The 16,197-nt window shown below is 67.9% G+C and carries 18 protein-coding genes; 4 read left to right on the forward strand and 14 right to left on the reverse strand.

From position 1 onward, the window contains the following. Nucleotides 1-2: 2 nt before the first annotated feature. The 4 genes from HZ321_RS15240 to HZ321_RS15255 all read right to left on the reverse strand — a co-directional run bounded on the left by HZ321_RS15240 (nucleotide 3) and on the right by HZ321_RS15255 (nucleotide 4,014). Entirely contained in the window at nucleotides 3-1,064 is a 1,062-nt protein-coding gene (locus HZ321_RS15240) for a LysR substrate-binding domain-containing protein (protein WP_181703238.1), read from the reverse strand. Between the two features lie 249 nt (nucleotides 1,065-1,313). After that, entirely contained in the window at nucleotides 1,314-2,774 is a 1,461-nt protein-coding gene (locus HZ321_RS15245) for an ATP-binding protein (RefSeq protein WP_181703239.1), read from the reverse strand. Nucleotides 2,775-2,789: 15 nt separating this feature from the next. Next, nucleotides 2,790-3,497, reverse strand: a complete 708-nt coding sequence (locus HZ321_RS15250) for a response regulator (protein WP_425305409.1) — start codon at nucleotides 3,495-3,497, stop codon at nucleotides 2,790-2,792. A 13-nt stretch (nucleotides 3,498-3,510) separates the two neighbouring features. Further along, nucleotides 3,511-4,014, reverse strand: a complete 504-nt coding sequence (locus HZ321_RS15255; RefSeq protein WP_181703241.1) for a MarR family winged helix-turn-helix transcriptional regulator — start codon at nucleotides 4,012-4,014, stop codon at nucleotides 3,511-3,513. Between the two features lie 221 nt (nucleotides 4,015-4,235). On the opposite strand from HZ321_RS15255, the gene HZ321_RS15260 reads away from it, so the two are divergent. The 3 genes from HZ321_RS15260 (at nucleotide 4,236) to HZ321_RS15270 (ending at nucleotide 6,508) form a co-directional block, all read left to right on the forward strand. After that, nucleotides 4,236-5,132, forward strand: a complete 897-nt coding sequence (locus HZ321_RS15260; RefSeq protein WP_181703242.1) for a branched-chain amino acid aminotransferase — start codon at nucleotides 4,236-4,238, stop codon at nucleotides 5,130-5,132. 77 nt (nucleotides 5,133-5,209) lie between these two features. Then, entirely contained in the window at nucleotides 5,210-5,533 is a 324-nt protein-coding gene (locus HZ321_RS15265; RefSeq protein ID WP_181703243.1) for a cupin domain-containing protein, read from the forward strand. A gap of 198 nt (nucleotides 5,534-5,731) precedes the next feature. Next, the gene (locus tag HZ321_RS15270) at nucleotides 5,732-6,508 is read left to right on the forward strand and encodes a class I SAM-dependent methyltransferase (protein ID WP_181703244.1); all 777 of its coding nucleotides are present in this window, start codon (nucleotides 5,732-5,734) and stop codon (nucleotides 6,506-6,508) included. Nucleotides 6,509-6,535: 27 nt separating this feature from the next. On the opposite strand, the gene HZ321_RS15275 is transcribed toward HZ321_RS15270, so the two are convergent. Genes HZ321_RS15275 through pgsA form a run of 3 tightly spaced genes read right to left on the reverse strand, consistent with a single transcriptional unit; the run spans nucleotide 6,536 to nucleotide 7,846 of the window. Beyond that, nucleotides 6,536-6,997 carry a molybdenum cofactor biosynthesis protein MoaE gene (locus HZ321_RS15275; protein WP_181703245.1) on the reverse strand — a complete coding sequence of 154 codons (462 nt, stop codon included), beginning with the start codon at nucleotides 6,995-6,997 and terminating at the stop codon, nucleotides 6,536-6,538. Between the two features lie 4 nt (nucleotides 6,998-7,001). Then, nucleotides 7,002-7,253, reverse strand: coding sequence for a molybdopterin converting factor subunit 1 (gene moaD, locus HZ321_RS21530; RefSeq protein ID WP_181703246.1), 252 nt, complete (start codon nucleotides 7,251-7,253; stop codon nucleotides 7,002-7,004). Next, a complete protein-coding gene (pgsA, locus tag HZ321_RS21535; protein WP_244635890.1) occupies nucleotides 7,250-7,846 on the reverse strand; it encodes a CDP-diacylglycerol--glycerol-3-phosphate 3-phosphatidyltransferase in 597 nt (198 codons plus the stop codon). Before pgsA ends, moaD begins: the two co-directional genes overlap by 4 nt. A gap of 160 nt (nucleotides 7,847-8,006) precedes the next feature. Here pgsA and HZ321_RS15290 point away from each other — a divergent pair, with 160 nt between their 5' ends. After that, entirely contained in the window at nucleotides 8,007-8,870 is an 864-nt protein-coding gene (locus HZ321_RS15290; RefSeq protein WP_181703247.1) for a hypothetical protein, read from the forward strand. 24 nt (nucleotides 8,871-8,894) lie between these two features. Here the strand turns inward: HZ321_RS15290 and HZ321_RS15295 are convergent, their stop codons facing one another. The 7 genes from HZ321_RS15295 to HZ321_RS15325 all read right to left on the reverse strand — a co-directional run bounded on the left by HZ321_RS15295 (nucleotide 8,895) and on the right by HZ321_RS15325 (nucleotide 15,965). Continuing rightward, nucleotides 8,895-9,248, reverse strand: a complete 354-nt coding sequence (locus HZ321_RS15295; protein ID WP_181703248.1) for a helix-turn-helix domain-containing protein — start codon at nucleotides 9,246-9,248, stop codon at nucleotides 8,895-8,897. A 1-nt stretch (nucleotide 9,249) separates the two neighbouring features. Beyond that, entirely contained in the window at nucleotides 9,250-9,609 is a 360-nt protein-coding gene (locus HZ321_RS15300; RefSeq protein WP_181703249.1) for a type II toxin-antitoxin system RelE/ParE family toxin, read from the reverse strand. Between the two features lie 50 nt (nucleotides 9,610-9,659). Further along, a complete protein-coding gene (gene uvrC, locus HZ321_RS15305) occupies nucleotides 9,660-11,621 on the reverse strand; it encodes an excinuclease ABC subunit UvrC (protein WP_181703288.1) in 1,962 nt (653 codons plus the stop codon). Nucleotides 11,622-11,841: 220 nt separating this feature from the next. Continuing rightward, nucleotides 11,842-13,047 carry an ABC transporter permease gene (locus tag HZ321_RS15310; protein WP_181703250.1) on the reverse strand — a complete coding sequence of 402 codons (1,206 nt, stop codon included), beginning with the start codon at nucleotides 13,045-13,047 and terminating at the stop codon, nucleotides 11,842-11,844. Next, nucleotides 13,047-13,754 (reverse strand): ABC transporter ATP-binding protein, encoded by a 708-nt coding sequence (locus tag HZ321_RS15315; protein ID WP_181703251.1) that lies wholly within the window; start codon nucleotides 13,752-13,754, stop codon nucleotides 13,047-13,049. Before HZ321_RS15315 ends, HZ321_RS15310 begins: the two co-directional genes overlap by 1 nt. Beyond that, on the reverse strand, nucleotides 13,754-15,034 hold the full coding sequence (locus HZ321_RS15320; RefSeq protein ID WP_181703252.1) for an efflux RND transporter periplasmic adaptor subunit: 1,281 nt from the start codon (nucleotides 15,032-15,034) through the stop codon (nucleotides 13,754-13,756). Before HZ321_RS15320 ends, HZ321_RS15315 begins: the two co-directional genes overlap by 1 nt. A gap of 163 nt (nucleotides 15,035-15,197) precedes the next feature. Beyond that, a complete protein-coding gene (locus HZ321_RS15325; RefSeq protein WP_181703254.1) occupies nucleotides 15,198-15,965 on the reverse strand; it encodes an SDR family oxidoreductase in 768 nt (255 codons plus the stop codon). Nucleotides 15,966-16,197: the final 232 nt, after the last annotated feature.

Below are 16,197 nucleotides of genomic sequence, written 5' to 3' on the forward strand. Positions count from 1 at the left end.
GCTCAGGCCGGTACAGCCGCCGGAATAGCCTTTACGCCCGTCGGCAGGGTGGCCATCGCGGCCCCGGCTTCAGCCATCAGCCATTCCACAAACCGGTCGATGTCCTGGCGCGGCCGATCCCGGTCGCGGCGGACGAGGTAGAGGTCGTCAGGCCCTGTGGACGTGAAAGGCACCAGGGGAACCAGTCGTCCAAGTTCCAGGTCGTCCGCGATCATGGCCACATCGGCGATCGCGATGCCGCGCCCGCTTTCGGCGGCTCGAAGCGCCATGTCCATGGTGTCGAAGACCTCGCCGCGGCTGCAGTCCAGGTGTCCACGATTCCATTGCGTCGACCACCAAACCCAGTCCTTGGAGCCGGAGCAATGAAGGAGCAGGCCACGGGCCAGATCGGCGGCGCTTTCTACAGGTCCAAATTGATCCCGAAACGCCGGCGAGCACACCGGCATCAATCGCTCCGCCATCAAAGGGATCAAGTCGTCCTCCGGCCAATGGCGGCGGGAAAAGACGATGGCCACGTCGTGGTCGGCGTGGACCGGCAGGGTGCAGGCCCAGAGTACGCTGACTCGCACCGTGATGTCGGTGTTTGCAGCCTCGAAGCGGTGCAGGCGCGGCAGCAGCCATCGCGTGCCGAAGGTCGGCGGCGTGCGAAAGCGGATCTCACCTACGGGACCGCGAGCCTCGTCGACGCCCCGGCGGATCAGTTCGAAGGCGCTGGAGAGCGTGGCGGACAGCGACTGGCCTTCCCGTGACAGCCGGACGCCGCGGTGGATGCGTTCGAACAGGACGATTCCGAGGTCGTCTTCCAGCGAGCGGATCTGCCTGCTGACGGCGCTCTCCGTCACGCAGAGTTCGTCAGCTGCACGGGCGATGCCGCCGAGGCGCGCGGCCGACTCGAAAGCCTTCAGCGCGTTCAGCGACGGGACCCGGTTGGTCGCCTGAGGAACCTTCACTTGAGTTTTCCGTAGGCTTGAGCGGCGGAAATCCCGTTTGAACGGGTCTGTACGGTGCACAATAAAGAAGGCCCAGCAACCTGCAAGGTGCCGTGATGACCCATCGGCCAGCATCCCTCCTCTATTCATTCCTGCTCAACCCGGCAGCGGTGATTGCCGCCGTCCGGGAGCGAGTGGCGTTCCGCCGGGCGCTCCGCCGGTTGCACGCGGAGGATCCCCGGCTGCTGTCGGACGTCGGTTTGGAGGTCGAGGCCGCGATGGAGGAAGCCGCGCTGCCGTTCTGGGCGGACGCGCGCCTCCGTCAGATCTTCCCGGCGGAACCCGCCCCGGTCCGGCATCGACGGCGTTCGCTGCGGCGAAGCGTCATCCGGGAATGCGAACCGCGGCCCTGAGGCCGCCGAGGGGGCTCTTGTCGAGGCGGATGTCGCCGCCGTGGCTGCGGGCGATGTCGCGGGCGATGGCAAGGCCCAGGCCGGTGCCGGCGGTGTCCTGGTTGCGCGCCTCGTCCAGCCGGTAGAAGGGGCGGAAGACCGCCTCGCGCTCCTCCTCCGGCACGCCGGGGCCGTCGTCGTCCACCGTCACCGTGAGCCAGCCGCCGTGGTGCTCGGCGGTGAGATTCACGGTCGTGCCGTGGCGGACGGCGTTGCCGAGGAGATTGCCGATCAGCCGGCGGAAAGCGCCGGGCCGCACCTCCACCCTCGGGTCGCCGACGAACTTCAGCGCGACGGGCCGGTTGCGGGCGCGGCCGGCAACGTCGGCGAGAAGCTCCTGGAGGTCGACGGTCTGGCTCGCCTCATCCGGGTCGCCCTTGGCGAAGGCGAGGTAGGCCTCCAGCATGGCCTCCATCTCGTCCACGTCGCGCCGCATGGCGTCGGTGTCCTCGCTTTCCGGCATCAGCGCGAGCTCCAGGCGGAAGCGGGTCAGGACCGTCCGCAGGTCGTGGCTGACGCCGGCGAGCATGGTGGTGCGCTGCTCGATCTGGCGCTCGATGCGGCGGCGCATCTCGATGAAGGCAAGCGCCGCGCGGCGCACCTCGCGGGCGCCCTGGGGCGCGAAGTCGCCGACCGGGCGGCCCTTTCCGAAGGATTCGGCGGCGTTGGCGAGGCGCTGGATCGGGCGGATCTGGTTGCGGATGAAGATCAGCGACAGCAGGATCAGCACGATGGCGGTCGACACCATCCAGACCAGGAAGATGTGTGAGTTGGAGGCGTAGGCCTCGCTTCGGTCGACCAACACCCGCAGGATTCCGAAGCGGCTCTCGATGCGGATCTCCACAAAATCGGACTGGCCGACCGTGTCCACCCAGAAGGGACGATCGATCTGCCGGCGGATCTCGTCGCGCAGGGTCCGGTCCAGGATGTTGAAGACCGACCGGCGCTTCAGACCGGGCAACTCGCCGTCGCCGAGGAGTTCGAAGCGGTAGTCGAAGCGCTCTTCCGCCGCGGCGATCACCGGCGCGGCTTCGGCGGCCGACGGCTCGGCCTCGACGAGGTCGAGGACGAAACCGATGTCGCGGACCACCGAGGCGGAAAGGCGGCCGGTAACCAGCTGCCAGTGGCGGTCGAGGAAGACGTAGCCGACCACCGATTGGAGGATCACCATCGGCACCATGATGATCAGCATGGACCGGCCGAGCAGGCCTTTCGGCAGCATGCGGTTGATCAACCGGCCGGCAGCGGTCCAGGCGCGCACCACGAAGCCGGGCGTGACGCGGGACAGCGAGCGGCGAACCTTTCGGACGCCGTCGTCGCCGGCTTCCAGGACGCGTTCGACGACGCCCTCGTCCGGGTCCGGGCCGTCGCCGGGGCGCTCCTCGATCGTCATCCGCGTGCTCCGCCCTCAGTCGAAACGCAGGCGGTAGCCGATGCCGCGCACGGTCTGGAGGTGCAGGGGGTTGGCCGGGTCATCCTCGATCTTGCGGCGGAGCCTGTTGATCTGGACGTCCACCGTGCGTTCGCCGACGGCGGCGTCCGGGCCGGCCAACGCCTCGCGCGAGACGGTGCCCTCCGGCGAGGTGGCGAACAGCGTGAGCAGCTGGCGCTCGCGGTCGGTGAGACGAATCACGTCCTCGCCGTCGCGCAGCTCCTCGCGCTTGAGGTCGAAGACAAAGCGGCCGAAGGCGATGGTGTCGGCAATGGCCGGCTTGGCCCCGCCCGCGTTGCGACGGCGCAGCAGGTTGTTGATCCGCAGGAGAAGCTCGCGCGGCTCGAAGGGTTTGGTGAGGTAGTCGTCGGCGCCGGCCTCCAGGCCGCGCACCCTGTCCTCGCCGTCGGCGCGCGCGGTCAAGAGCAGGATCGGCACGTCGCTGCGGCCGCGCAGCGCGCCGGTCAGGCCGAAGCCGTCCTCGCCGGGCATCATCACGTCGAGCACCAGGAGGTCGAAGTCGATCGAGGCCAGCTTGTGCCGGGCATCGGCTGCGTCCGCCGCGCCGGTGACGCGGAAGCCGTTGGCGCCGAGGAACTTGGCGAGCAATTGTCGGATCCGGCTGTCGTCGTCCACCACCAGCACGTGAGCGGCATCGTCGGTCACGGCCGCCTTGGCGCGCAGGGTGGACATCGCGTCAGCTCTCCTCGTCGTCGGCCACCACATAGGGAGTCCGGTCGATCATGCGGTCCAGGAAGCCGCGGACCGCCTCGCGGGTCTCCGGGGGCGTGCCATCCAGCGCCGCCTGGATCCGGGCGGACTGGCGGGCAGCCAGGTCCACGGCGAGCCGCTTGCCCTTGTCGGTCGCGTAGAGCAGGCGCTGCCGCCGGTCGACGGGGCCGGGCGTCTGGTCGATGTAACCCTCGTCGACGAGTTGCTTCAAGACGCGACCGAGAGACTGCTTGGTGATGCGTAGCGTTTCAAGGAGATCGGTCACCCGCAGGCCCGGATTCCGGTTGACGAAGTGCAGCACCCGGTGGTGGGCGCGGCCGAAGCCGAGCGCGGCAAGCGCCTGGTCCGGCTCGGCCACGAAGTCGCGGTAGGCGAAGAAGAGCAGCTCGATCAGTTCATAGTCGATCACCGCCGGCCCGGCGCGGCGGTCCGTCACATCAGGTCGATCGAGCCAATTTACGTCAGCCATATTGACTTATCTGAGTTCGATTGTTACTGGTCGGGCCATTCGGACGACAGGATCGGTCGCAAAACGGCCCGGATCGGGTTGTTCCGTAAACCATACAGGCTCATTCGCTGCGACGCAAAAGGTAGGTCACCGTGACTGTCCTTCCAGGGCGGAGCGGTCCATAATCGCCGCCGACAACGCAGGCCCTTGCCGGCGACACGACACATCCGGGAGAAAAGGACATGGCTTCGGTTCCCTTCGACGATCGCGACGGCGTCATCTGGTTCGACGGAAAGTTCGTCGACTGGCGGGATGCCAAAGTGCACGTGCTCACCCACGGCCTGCACTACGCGAGCGCCGTGTTCGAGGGCGAGCGCGCCTACGGCGGCGAGATCTTCAAGCTCAAGGAGCACACCGACCGGCTGATCGAATCGGGCCGGATCCTCGGTTTCGAGATCCCCTACAGCGCCGAGGTGATCAACGAGGCCAGCCGCGAGACCCTGAAGCGGATGAACCTCGTCGACGGCTACATCCGTCCGATCGCCTGGCGCGGGTCGGAGATGATGGGCGTGTCGGCCCAGAACAACACCATTCATCTCGCCATCGCCGCGTGGGCCTGGCCGAGCTACTTCAACCCGGAAGAGCGGCTGAAGGGCATCCGTCTCGACATCGCGGAATACCGCCGCCCGGACCCGAAGACCGCGCCGTCGCGGTCCAAGGCGGCCGGCCTGTATATGATCTGCACGATCTCCAAGCATGCGGCGGAAGCCAAGGGCTACGCCGACGCGCTGATGTACGACTACCGCGGCTACGTCGCGGAGGCGACCGGCGCCAACGTCTTCTTCGTCAAGGACGGCGAGCTGCACACGCCGACGCCGGACTGCTTCCTGAACGGCATCACCCGTCAGACCGTCGTGGACCTCGCCCGGCGCGCCGGCATCAAGGTCGTCGAGCGGCACATCATGCCGGAGGAGCTCTCCACGTTCACCGAGTGCTTCATCTGCGGCACGGCGGCGGAGGTGACCCCGGTCGCCGAGATCGGCCCGCACAGCTACAAGCCGGCGGCGATCACCAAGACGCTGCTCGACGCCTACATGGCCGAGGTCCAGCCGAAGGCGAGCGCGCAGGCGGCCGAGTGAGATCGGTGGCGGGCCGGGCCCAGCGTCCGGTCCGCCCATTCCCGAGCGCCCGCGCGCCAAACGTTTCCGGAGCCGACATGGCCGACTGGCTGATTCCCCTCGCCGATGCCCGCGAATCGCTGTTCGAGGCCGACCATCCCTTTGCGGTGCTGCTGAAGCACGGCACCATGTCGGTGGAACTCTATGCGCCGGTGGGCGAGGACACGCAGACGCCGCACAGCCAGGACGAGCTCTACGTCGTGGTCGCCGGCAGCGGCATGTTCAACAAGGCGGGCGAGCGGAAACCCTTCGGGCCCGGCGACGTGATCTTCGTGGAAGCCGGCGTGGAGCATCGCTTCGAGGGTTTCACCGACGATTTCCAGACCTGGGTGATCTTCTGGGGTCCCAAGGGTGGGGAATGATAGGGCAAAGACTTGCGGTAAAAACGGTGCGGATCTTCTGACAAACCGCGCACTGTCTCGTTTTGGTGTTGCGGAATCAGAAGTATTTACAGATCTTCCGAGGCGTTAGTGCGGCCGGACAGGCATTCCTGTCGCAGGCACGCGGATCAGGGGTAACGGCCTTTCACCGGCTGTGTCCGCTGCAGCTCCGGGGATCCCATGGCCAGTTCGCCTACCGCCATCGCGTCGCATCGGATCACCAACGCCCGCATTCACGACATGCTCGAGCCGTTGATGTCGGCGCCGCCGAAGATCCTGGATCTCGGCTGCGGCAGAGGGTCCTTCCTGCAGACGGTCGCAAAGCGCTTCGCCGAAAAGAACTGGCCGGTCGCCGGCAACCTGATGGCCGTGGATATCGACCTCGACGCCTATGCCGCGCCCGAGGTTCCGAGCCAGGTGGTGGATCTCAACGCCGGGCTGCCGTTCGCCGACAACAGCTTCGACGTGGTCACCGCGATCGAGGTGTTAGAGCACACCCGCGCGCCCTACCTTCTGATCGAGGAGGTCTTCCGGGTGCTGAAGCCGGGCGGCAGGATCATCTTCTCCGTGCCCAACGTCATGCACATGACCAGCCGCTTCAGCTTCCTCCTGACCGGCCACTACTACATGTACCCGACCCCGAGCGCGAAGCTGAGCAACGCTGGGCGGCTCTGCGGCCATATCTCGCCGCTGCCGGTGCAGTATTGGCACTATGGCCTGCGGTTCGCGGGTTTCGAGGCGATCACCACCACCACCGACCGCATCAAGAAGAGCGCGCGGATCCTCTACGGCCTGCTGTGGCCGGTCCTGAAACTGGCGGCGGTCCGCTACAAGGCGAAGATCAGACGGTACGATGCCGATCTTCGCACGGAAGTCGAGGCGGTGTTGCCGCAAGCCAACGCGTTCGGCAGCGCCGCCGGGCGCAGCCTGGTTTTCTCGGCTGTGAAACCCGGCTGACGACGCTCGCCGATCACCGCGTCGCCCTCACCACCGTCCCGCCTTCTCGTCGTCGGCGCCCTTGGCGGCCACCCAGTCGCCGCTCGTGCCGTCGGTGCGGTGTTCCTTCTTCCAGAAGGGGGCCCGGGTCTTCAGGAAGTCCATCAGGAACTCGGCGGCCTGGAAGGCCGCGGTCCGGTGCGGCGAGGCGGTGACGACGAGAACGATGCGGCCGCCGGGCGCAATGCGTCCGTGGCGGTGGATGGCCGTGATGGCGGTAACGTCAGGCCACCGTGCGGCGGCCTCGGCCGCGACGCGCCCGATCTCCGCCTCGGCCATGCCCGGGTAGTGCTCCAGCTCGAGGGCCGCCAGCGCGCCGCCCTCGTCGCGGCAGAGGCCGACAAAGCTGACCACCGCACCGACGTCTGATCGGCCGCGATGCAGCGCCTCGATCTCGGCGCCGACGTCGAAGTCCTCCGCCTGCACGCGGACGGCGATCGACGCGGGCATGGCCTCAGCCTCCGGTCATCGGCGGGAAGAGGGCGACCTCGCGGGCGTCCCGCACCGGGCTCTCCTGGTCCACGTGTTCATGGTCGACGGCGACGCGGATCGCGTCCGGGGCCTCGAAGGCGTGGGCGTAGTTGTCGCCGCGGCCGGCCAGCCAACGCACGAGGTCGCCCGCCGTCGTCACTGTCGCGGGGAGGTCCACCGTTTCCTCGGTGAGGCCGATGCGCTCGCGGACCCAGGCGAAATAGACGAGCTTCACGGCTCGACCTCCATCAGGTAGCCGACGCCGGCGCGGAAATAGTCGTAGCCGGTGTAGAGCGTCACGATCGCCGCGGTCCACAGCATCACCAGGCCCAGTTCGGAGATGCCGGTGATCAGCTTGTCGGCGGCGGGGCCGGCGAGGAGGATGCCGATCGCCAGGAGCTGGATCGTGGTCTTCCACTTGGCGAGGCGGGTGACGGGAACGCTGACCTTCAGCTCGGCGAGGAACTCGCGCAAGCCGGAGACGAAGATCTCGCGCATCAGGATGATCACCGCCGCCCAGAGCGACCAACCGCCGATCGTGCCGGCGCCGGTCAGCACCAGCAGGCTGACGGCGACGAGCAGCTTGTCGGCGATCGGGTCGAGCATGCGGCCGAGCGAGGACTGCTGCTTCCAGGCACGAGCGAGGTAGCCATCGAAATAGTCGGTGATCGACGCCGCGGCGAACAGGGCGAAAGCCAACCAGCGGCCGAGGTCGCCCTCGACGTAGAAGCAGGCGGCGACCAGCGGCACCGCGACGATCCGCAGGTAGGTCAGGATGTTCGGGAGCGACAGGGCCGTTTGCATCAGCCGGTTATCGAGCGCGGTCATGTCCGTTCCATGGCATGGCGGAGGCTCCGAGAGCAAGGCTGCCGACAGCTGGTGCCGAGAGCCGGCACGGCCGGTTTAGAAAGCGTTCACGACGTCGGTTTACCATGCATGCCATCACGCGTTCATGAATGAAGCTTGGTTCTAGTGCCGGTGTCCTGTCATGCGTAACCGTCCGATCCTTGCCGCCGTGTGCGGCCTCATTCCGCTCGTCCTCGCCTCCGGGCCCGCAGTTTCGGCCGATCCCTACGCCGAACCCGGTCCGTTCGACGCCCCGGCGCCGCTGCCGCCCGACCGTCCCACGGTGAAGGCCGTGGCCGCGATCGCCAGCGACGACTATCGCGAGGGTATCTCAACCACCGACCACGGTCTCTATGCATTCGGACGCGTGGAAGCCGCTTACGGCGCTTTCTATGGCGCGCTGGCGACCTTCACCGAGGGCGACGATCCCGACATGGGCGTCGCGCTCACCGCCGGAGCCCGGCCGACCCTCGGGCAGGTCGCTTTCGACGTCAGCCTGACGCGGGAACAGATCTTCGGCAACCCGGATGCGAGCGATTTCGTGCTGCACGGGCATGCCAGCGCTCCCGTGGCGGAGAACGTCACCGCGACCGGCGGCTCCACCTACACGCTCGCCGACGAGGGCCGCGACACCTGGGATCTCTATGCGGCGGCTGCCATGTCGATCCCGGAGGCGGTCAACCTCGGCGGCAAGGTCACCTATCAGCCCTATTCCGACGTGTCGCCCGACGCGGCGATCAAGGTCGGCGGTTCGATCGAGGTGCCTCTGCCGAAAGGGTTCAGCGTGTCGAGCGGGCTCACCTATGCACATTACGTGGACGACGACGTGCCGAACTACGCCTGGTACGACATCGGCGCGAGTTGGAAGGCCACGGAGTGGGCGACAGTCGACCTGCGTTGGCACGGCAACACGCTTTCCGCCGGCGACTGCGCCGCCCACGCGGCCACCGACTGCGACGGCCGGATCGTCGGCAAGCTCATCCTGAACCAGGAATTCGGGATGTAGAGGTCGGCCGGTCCTGGTCGAAGGTTACTCAGCCGCCGTATCGGCCGGACGATCGGGCTCTCGCTCCTCGTCCGGCATCGCCAGCAGCACCGGCGGTCGGTCATCGAACCGAACGACAAGATCAAGCCGGCCTCCCATGGCCTCTATATACTCGCGCAAGGTGGAGACCTTCGGATCAATCCGGCGCTCCAGTTGGGCGACTGACACCTGATTTTTTCCGAGACGCCCGGCGACCTCCGTCTGGGTCAGCTCCAGCCACTTGCGAAGTTCCTGCATGGTGCGGACTTCTGCGACGAGATCCTGGGCAAGCGACTTTGCGTGCTGTCGCTGCTCTTCAGTCAGATACTTCCGGCTGAATTCGTCGGCGGTTATCGCCATCTCATCCGTCCTCTCCTTGAGTCGCAAGCCACTTCGCGAATCGATGATCCGCCTTCGCGATCAGCCGGCGATAGAACCGCCTCTGATCCAGACCAGCCTTGTCTCCCCCGACCAGGAGGACTGCCCGACGGTTCGGGTCGAATGCGAACGCGATGCGCCAGATTCCGTCTCTTGTCCGAAACCGCAGTTCCTTCATGTTCACGAACCGCGACCCCGTCAGCGTGTCGGCATGTGGACGGTTCAACTGGGGTCCGATAGCCGCAAGCAGTTCCATTGATGCGACGAGGCCCTCTCTTGCCGCAACAGGCCAAGAGGCCGCTTCCGGCTCGAACTCATCGTGAATCAATACGGTCCATGGCATGGCGAATATAGGTCAAAACTTCTATAAGTTCCAGCTTATATTCTAGACCATCAAGCCTGCTCGTGGAAGTAGTCGTAGATGGCCTTGGCGGTGGACGTGCTGAGGCCGGGGACGGCTTCCAGGTCGCTGAGGCCGGCGCGCTGGATCGCCTTCAGCGTGCCGAAGTGGTTGAGCAGAGCGCGCTTGCGGGTCGGGCCGACGCCGGGGATCTCCTCCAGGCCGCCCTTGGAGATCTGGCGGCTGCGGCGAGCGCGGTGGCTGCCGATGGCGAAGCGGTGGGCCTCGTCGCGCATCCGCTGGATGAAGTAGAGCACCGGGTCGCGGGTCGGCAGCATGAAGTCCGCCCGGCCTGGTATGAAGAAGCGCTCGCGGCCGGCATCGCGGTCCGGCCCCTTGGCGACGCCCACCATCGGCATGTCGGCCAGGCCGAGGTCGGTCAGGATCGCGCGAACCGCGTTCAGCTGGCCCTGGCCGCCGTCGATCAGGATCAGGTCCGGCCAGGGGCCGAAGCCGTCCTCGTCGCGCGGCGCCGTCTGGCGGCTGCCGTGTTCCTTGACAAGCCGGGAGAAGCGGCGGGTCATCACCTCGCGCATCATGCCGAAGTCGTCGCCCGGGGTGATCTCCTCGGAGCGGATGTTGAACTTGCGGTACTGGTTCTTCACGAAGCCGCCGGGTCCGGCGACGATCATGGCGCCGACCGGGTTGGTGCCCATGATGTGCGAGTTGTCGTAGACCTCGATCCGGCGCGGCGGCACCTCCAGCCCGAACACCTTGCCGAGGCCTTCCAGCAGGCGCGCCTGGCTGGAGGTGTCGGCGAGCTTGCGGCCGAGCGCCTCGCGGGCGTTCTGGACGGCGTGGTCGACCAGTTCGCGCTTTTCGCCGCGCTGCGGGCGCAGCACCTCCACCCGGTGCTCCGCCTTCTCGGTGAGGGCGCGCGACAGCAGCTCCATCTCGTCGAGGTCGTGGCTGAGCAGGATCAGCCGCGGCGGCGGGCGGTCGTCGTAGAACTGCGCGATGAAGGAGGTCAGCACCTCCATCGGCTCGGTGCCGGCGGCGACCTTGGGGAAGAAGGCGTGGTTGCCCCAGTTCTGGCCGGTGCGGAAGAAGAACACCTGCACGCAGTAGTGCCCGCCGTCGCCATGCAGCGCGAAGACGTCGGCCTCGTCCACCCCTTGCGGGTTGATGCCCTGGTGGCCCTGGACGTGGCTGAGCGAGGCCAGCCGGTCGCGGTAGACGGCGGCGCGCTCGTAGTCCATGTCCTCGGCGGCCTTCGCCATCTCGGCGGCGAGTTCCTTGCGGATTACGCTCGACTTGCCGGAAAGGAAGTCCTCGGCCTCGCGGACCAGCACGCGGTACTCGTCGAGGGCGATCTCGCCGGTGCAGGGGCCGGCGCAGCGCTTGATCTGGTGGAGCATGCAGGGCCGCGTGCGCGACTGGTAGACGCCGTCCGCGCAGGTGCGGATCAGGAAGGCCTTCTGCAGCGCGTTGATGGTGCGGTCCACCGCGCCGGCGGAGGCGAAGGGGCCGAAGTAGCGGCCCTTCCGGCTGCGGGCGCCGCGGTGCTTCACCAGCTGCGGCGCCTCGTGATCCTCGGCAATCAGGATGTAGGGAAAGCTCTTGTCGTCGCGCAGCAGCACATTGAAGCGCGGCCGCAACTGCTTGATGAGGTTGGCCTCCAGCAGCAGCGCCTCGGTCTCCGTTGCCGTGCGGACGAACTCCATCGATGCCGTCAGCTGCACCATGCGGATGATGCGCGTCGGAAGCTGGCCGAGCCGGGTGTAGTTCGACACGCGCTTCTTCAGCGAGCGCGCCTTGCCCACGTAGAGCACGTCGCCGGCCTCGTTGAGCATCCGGTAGACGCCCGGGGCGTTGGGCAGCAGCTTGACCATGCCGGCGACGACGGCGACGCCCTTGCGGCCGTCCTTGCCGTCGATGTCGATCTCCGAGCCTTCCGCCTCGACCGCCGCGTCAAGGTCGGCCGCCTCCTCGGCGTCGCCGTCCTCCACGTCCATCGGCGCCAGCGTGTCGTCGTCGCCGCCCGCCACGGGCGCGAGGGCGGCCACCTCGGCCGGCTCCGGAATGCGATCCTGGTCCTTCATGTCGTCCATGCAAATCCGCCCAAAGGGCCGCGCGCCCCCATCCGCCTACCGGCGATTCGCGTCAGCCGGCGTCAGCTGATTCTATATAGGACCAAGCCGGCAGGATTTCGCCCGGGCGCTTGATGCCTCCATCCTACTCGTGCCGGAGCGCTTCGATCGGGTCCAGCCGCGCGGCGCGCCTTGCGGGGAAAAATCCGAAGGCGACGCCGACAAGGGCGGAGAAGGCGAAGGCGAGGGCGACGATCGTGGGGTCGACGATGAAGGGCACGGAGAGGAGCCGGGCCGTGCCGTAGGCGAGCGAGAGCCCGGTGAGGATGCCGATCAGTCCGCCGAACAGGGAAAGCACGACGGCCTCGACCAGGAACTGGGTCAGCACCTGGTGCTCCAGCGCGCCGATGGCGAGGCGGATGCCGATCTCGCGGGTGCGCTCGGTGACCGAGACCAGCATGATGTTCATGATGCCGATGCCGCCGACCACAAGGCTGACGGCGGCGACCGCTCCGAGCAGGCCGGTGAGGATGGTGGTGGTCGCCGTCATCGTCTGCACCAGCTGGCGCATGTCGCGGACGGAGAAGTCGTCGTCGTCACCGGCGAGGATGTCGCGCCGTTCGCGCAGGAGATCCTCCACCGCCGCCTGGACCTTGCCCGTGTCGACGCCGTCCCGGGCGGAGATCAGGATGGTGTCGACGGTGGTGGTGCCGGCTATCCGCCGCTGGAAGGCGCGCAGCGGCATGATCACCGTGTCGTCGCGGTCGCTGCCGACCGTCGATTCGCCCCGCTCCACCAAGAGCCCGACCACCGGGCAGGCGATGTTCTTGACCCGGATGGTCTGGCCGACCGGGTCGGCGGTGCCGAACAACTCTTGGCGCACGGTCTCGCCGATCAGGCAGACGGAGCGGCCGGCGCGGGCCTCGCTCTCCGTGAAGTTGCGACCGGAGGAGACAGACCAGGCCTGCGTCGTCAGGTAGTCGGCGTTGGTGCCGACGAGACCGACGGTGCGGCTCTCCGAACCGGCGACGACCGCGACGCTCTTCTGCGACACCGGGGCGACGGCGAGAATGCCGCCGACATCGGCGCGGATGGCATCGGCGTCGGCCAGAGTGAAGGACCGGGCGGAGGAGGAGGGTGCGCCGGGTCCCATCTGGCCGGGCCGGGCGAACAGGAGGTTGTTCCCCATCGAGGAGAGTTCGCTGGTGATCTTGGCCGTCGCGCCGTTGCCGACGGTCACCATGGCGATCACCGCGGCGACGCCGATGACGATGCCGAGCACGGTCAGGAAGGAGCGGAGCGTGTTGCGGCGTATGGTGCGGACGGCGAGCAGCAGGGTTTCCCAAAGCATCAGGCGGCCCTCGCCGTGGCGGTGTCGCTGTCCACACGGCCGTCCTTGAAACGGATCGTCCGGTGGGCGAAGGCGGCGATGTCGGGCTCGTGCGTCACCATCACCACGGTGATGCCGCGTTCGGTGTTGAGCTCGGTGAGGAGCGCCATGATCTCCTCGCTGGTGCGGGTGTCGAGGTTGCCGGTCGGCTCGTCGGCGAGAAGCAGCATCGGATCCGTGACGATGGCGCGAGCGATCGCGACGCGCTGCTGCTGGCCGCCGGAGAGCGCGGACGGCACATGGTGCTCGCGGCCCTGAAGGCCCACGCGGGCGAGCGCCTCGCGGGCGAGCGCGGTCCGCTCGGCCGCGCCGACGCCCCGGTAGACCAGCGGCAGCTCCACGTTCTCCTGGGCGCTGGTGCGGGGCAGCAGGTTGAAGCCCTGGAACACAAAGCCGAGAAAGCTGCGGCGCAGGATGGTGCGGGCGTCCCGGTCGAGGCCGCTCACCGAGACGCCGTCGAAGAGGTATTCGCCCGCCGTCGGCGTATCCAGGCAACCGATGATGTTCATCGCGGTCGACTTGCCTGAACCGGATGGGCCCATCACCGCCACGAACTCGCCGGCGGCAATGGCGAGGTCGACGCCGTCGAGCGCGCGCACCTCCGCATCACCCTCGCCATAGCGACGGGCGATGCCGCGGAACTCGACGAGGGGCGTCACCTCGGTCATCACGGCTGCTTCGTCGTGGAGTCCACGACCACCGCGTCGCCGGGTGCCAGGTCGCCGGAGGCGACGATGGTATTGCGATCGTCGCTCGAGCCGGTTTCCACCATCACTGGGGAGGGGACGCCGTCCTTCAGGACGTAGAGCGTCCGCTGGCGGCCTTCGTTCGCGCTCGTCGGTTTGGCCGGCGCCTGCGGTGGGCGAGGCAGGAGCCTCGACAAGAGGCCGCCGCTGCTCGCTGCGGTCTCTGCCGGCGGCGCCCAGCGCAGCGCAGCGTTCGGCACCAGGAGGGCGTCGTCGTGATGCTCCACGACGATGTCCGCGGTTGCGGTCATGCCCGGGCGGAGCGCCAGATCGCGGTTGTCGACGTCGAGCAGGGCCTTGTAGGTCACCACGTTCTGCACGGTCTCGGAGGCGAAGCGGATATCGCGGATGGAGGCGGGGAAGGTGCGATCGGGGTAGGCATCGACCGCGAAGGACGCGGCCTGACCGATGGCGACCCGGCCGACGTCGGCCTCGTCCACGTCGACGCGCAGTTCCATGCGCTTCAGGTCCTCGGCGAGCGAGAAGAGCACCGGCGCCTGCAGCGAGGCGGCGACGGTCTGGCCGGGATCCACCGAGCGGGACAGCACCACGCCGTCGATGGGCGAGAGGATCTTAGCCTTGGTAAGGTTGGTTTCGGCGAGCCTCAGGTCCGCCGCGGCGACCTCCACGTCGGCCTCCGCGCTGGTGCGTGCGGCGATCGCGCGGTCGAGCGCGGCCTTTGACGTTTCCAGTTCCTGCGCCGAGATGACGGTCCGCTCCAGCAGCACCACCTTGCGGTCGTACTCGGCCTGCGATTGGCGGATGGTTGCGTCCGCCTCGCTGACCTTGGCGCGGGAGGCGGCGAGCTTGGCGCGGGCGCTCGCCACGGACACGTCGAGCTTGTCGGTGTCGAGCTCGGCGAGCACATCGCCCTTCCGGACGGGGCTGTTGTAGGTGACGTTCACGGCCCGCACGGTGCCGGAGAGCTCGCTGCCGACCTCCACCTGGTTGGTCGGGTAGATCGATCCCGTCGCCGTCACCTCCACGGTGAGCGCGCCGCGAGCCGCGACGGCGGTGGCGTAGGTGGTGGCGACCGCCGATCGGCTCGCCCACCAGGCGTATCCGCCGCCGAGCAGGGCGACGGCCACGACGGTCCAGACCATGCGGCTGCGCCAGCGTCGCCGCGCGCCGGTGCGCGAAGCTGTCTTCAGCACGTCCTCCACGCGTCGGCGCTCGGGCGCGGACTCCACGGCTGCGGTCATCTTCGGCTCCTGGACGGGCGGCGGGACAAGCCAGCCGCGATCGGGCCGGACTAAACCACGTCTCCTGTCTTGCGTGTGTGCCGAATTGTATCCGTTTTCCGCACCCGCACGTTGAGGGATGTCAAGCGTCGACCGAGGGCGCTACCGACCTGAAGAGCAAGGCCTATTCGGCGATCCCGACCACGTCGGGGGTCTCCCAGGCGAGGTGCTGGCCGCCGTCGAGGGCGAGCATCTGGCCGGTGAAGGAGCGGCTCTCCAGGATGAAGCGGACCGCGGCGGTGATCTCGTCGAGGCTCGGGCCGCGCTGCAGGAGCACGGCGTCCGTCTGCTTGCGGAAGTCGTCCGGGCCCTGGCGGACATTGGCCAGCGTCGGCCCGGGGCCGATGCCGGCGACGCGGACGCGGGGGGCGAGCGCCTGGGCAAGCGTCTGCGTCGCGCTCCATAAAGCCGACTTGGAGAGCGTGTAGGAGAAGAACATCGGGTTCGGCCGCCAGACCCGCTGGTCGATCAGGTTGATCACCACACCGTCGCGGGTGGGGGGCAGGCGGTTGGCGAGGTCGCGGGCGAGGAACACCGGGGCGGCGAGGTTGACGTTCATGTGCCGGGCCCAGAGGTTCGGCTCCAGGCTCGTCGCTTCGTCGCGTTCGAAAGCACTGGCGTTGTTGACGAGCACGTCGACCGGGCCGAGCCGGCGTTCGGCCTCGGGAATGATGCGGGCGACCGCGTCGAGGTCGGCGAGGTCGGCGGTGATCACGGCCACGCGGCCCTGGCCGCGGCGGATCTCGTCGGCGACGTCCTCGGCCTCCTCGCGCGAGCGATTGCAGTGGAGCGCCACCGCGTAGCCCTCGGCGGCGAGATCGAGCGCGATTGCCCTTCCGATGCGGCGGGCCGCACCGGTGACCACAGCGACGCCTCTTTCGTGGTGATACATGGGCCCGTCTCCGATAAGTGCCACGCTGGACATAGGCTTCGGCTCTGCCGTGGACAGGGCTGATCGCGAAGGCTTGAACGCGCCGGGACCAGGATTCCGGTCCGCTCGGAAGGGCATACGAAACCACGAGCCCGGCGGTTCAGTTCCCGTTGAGAATGAAAAGTTTTAACGTGTGGCTTAATCGCGTGGCAGGGTTAACACACCCTTCACCATGACCCGGCGATCCACGAAA

Origin of the sequence: Chthonobacter albigriseus (assembly GCF_013839445.1) — a bacterium.
GTDB lineage: Bacteria > Pseudomonadota > Alphaproteobacteria > Rhizobiales > Pleomorphomonadaceae > Chthonobacter > Chthonobacter albigriseus.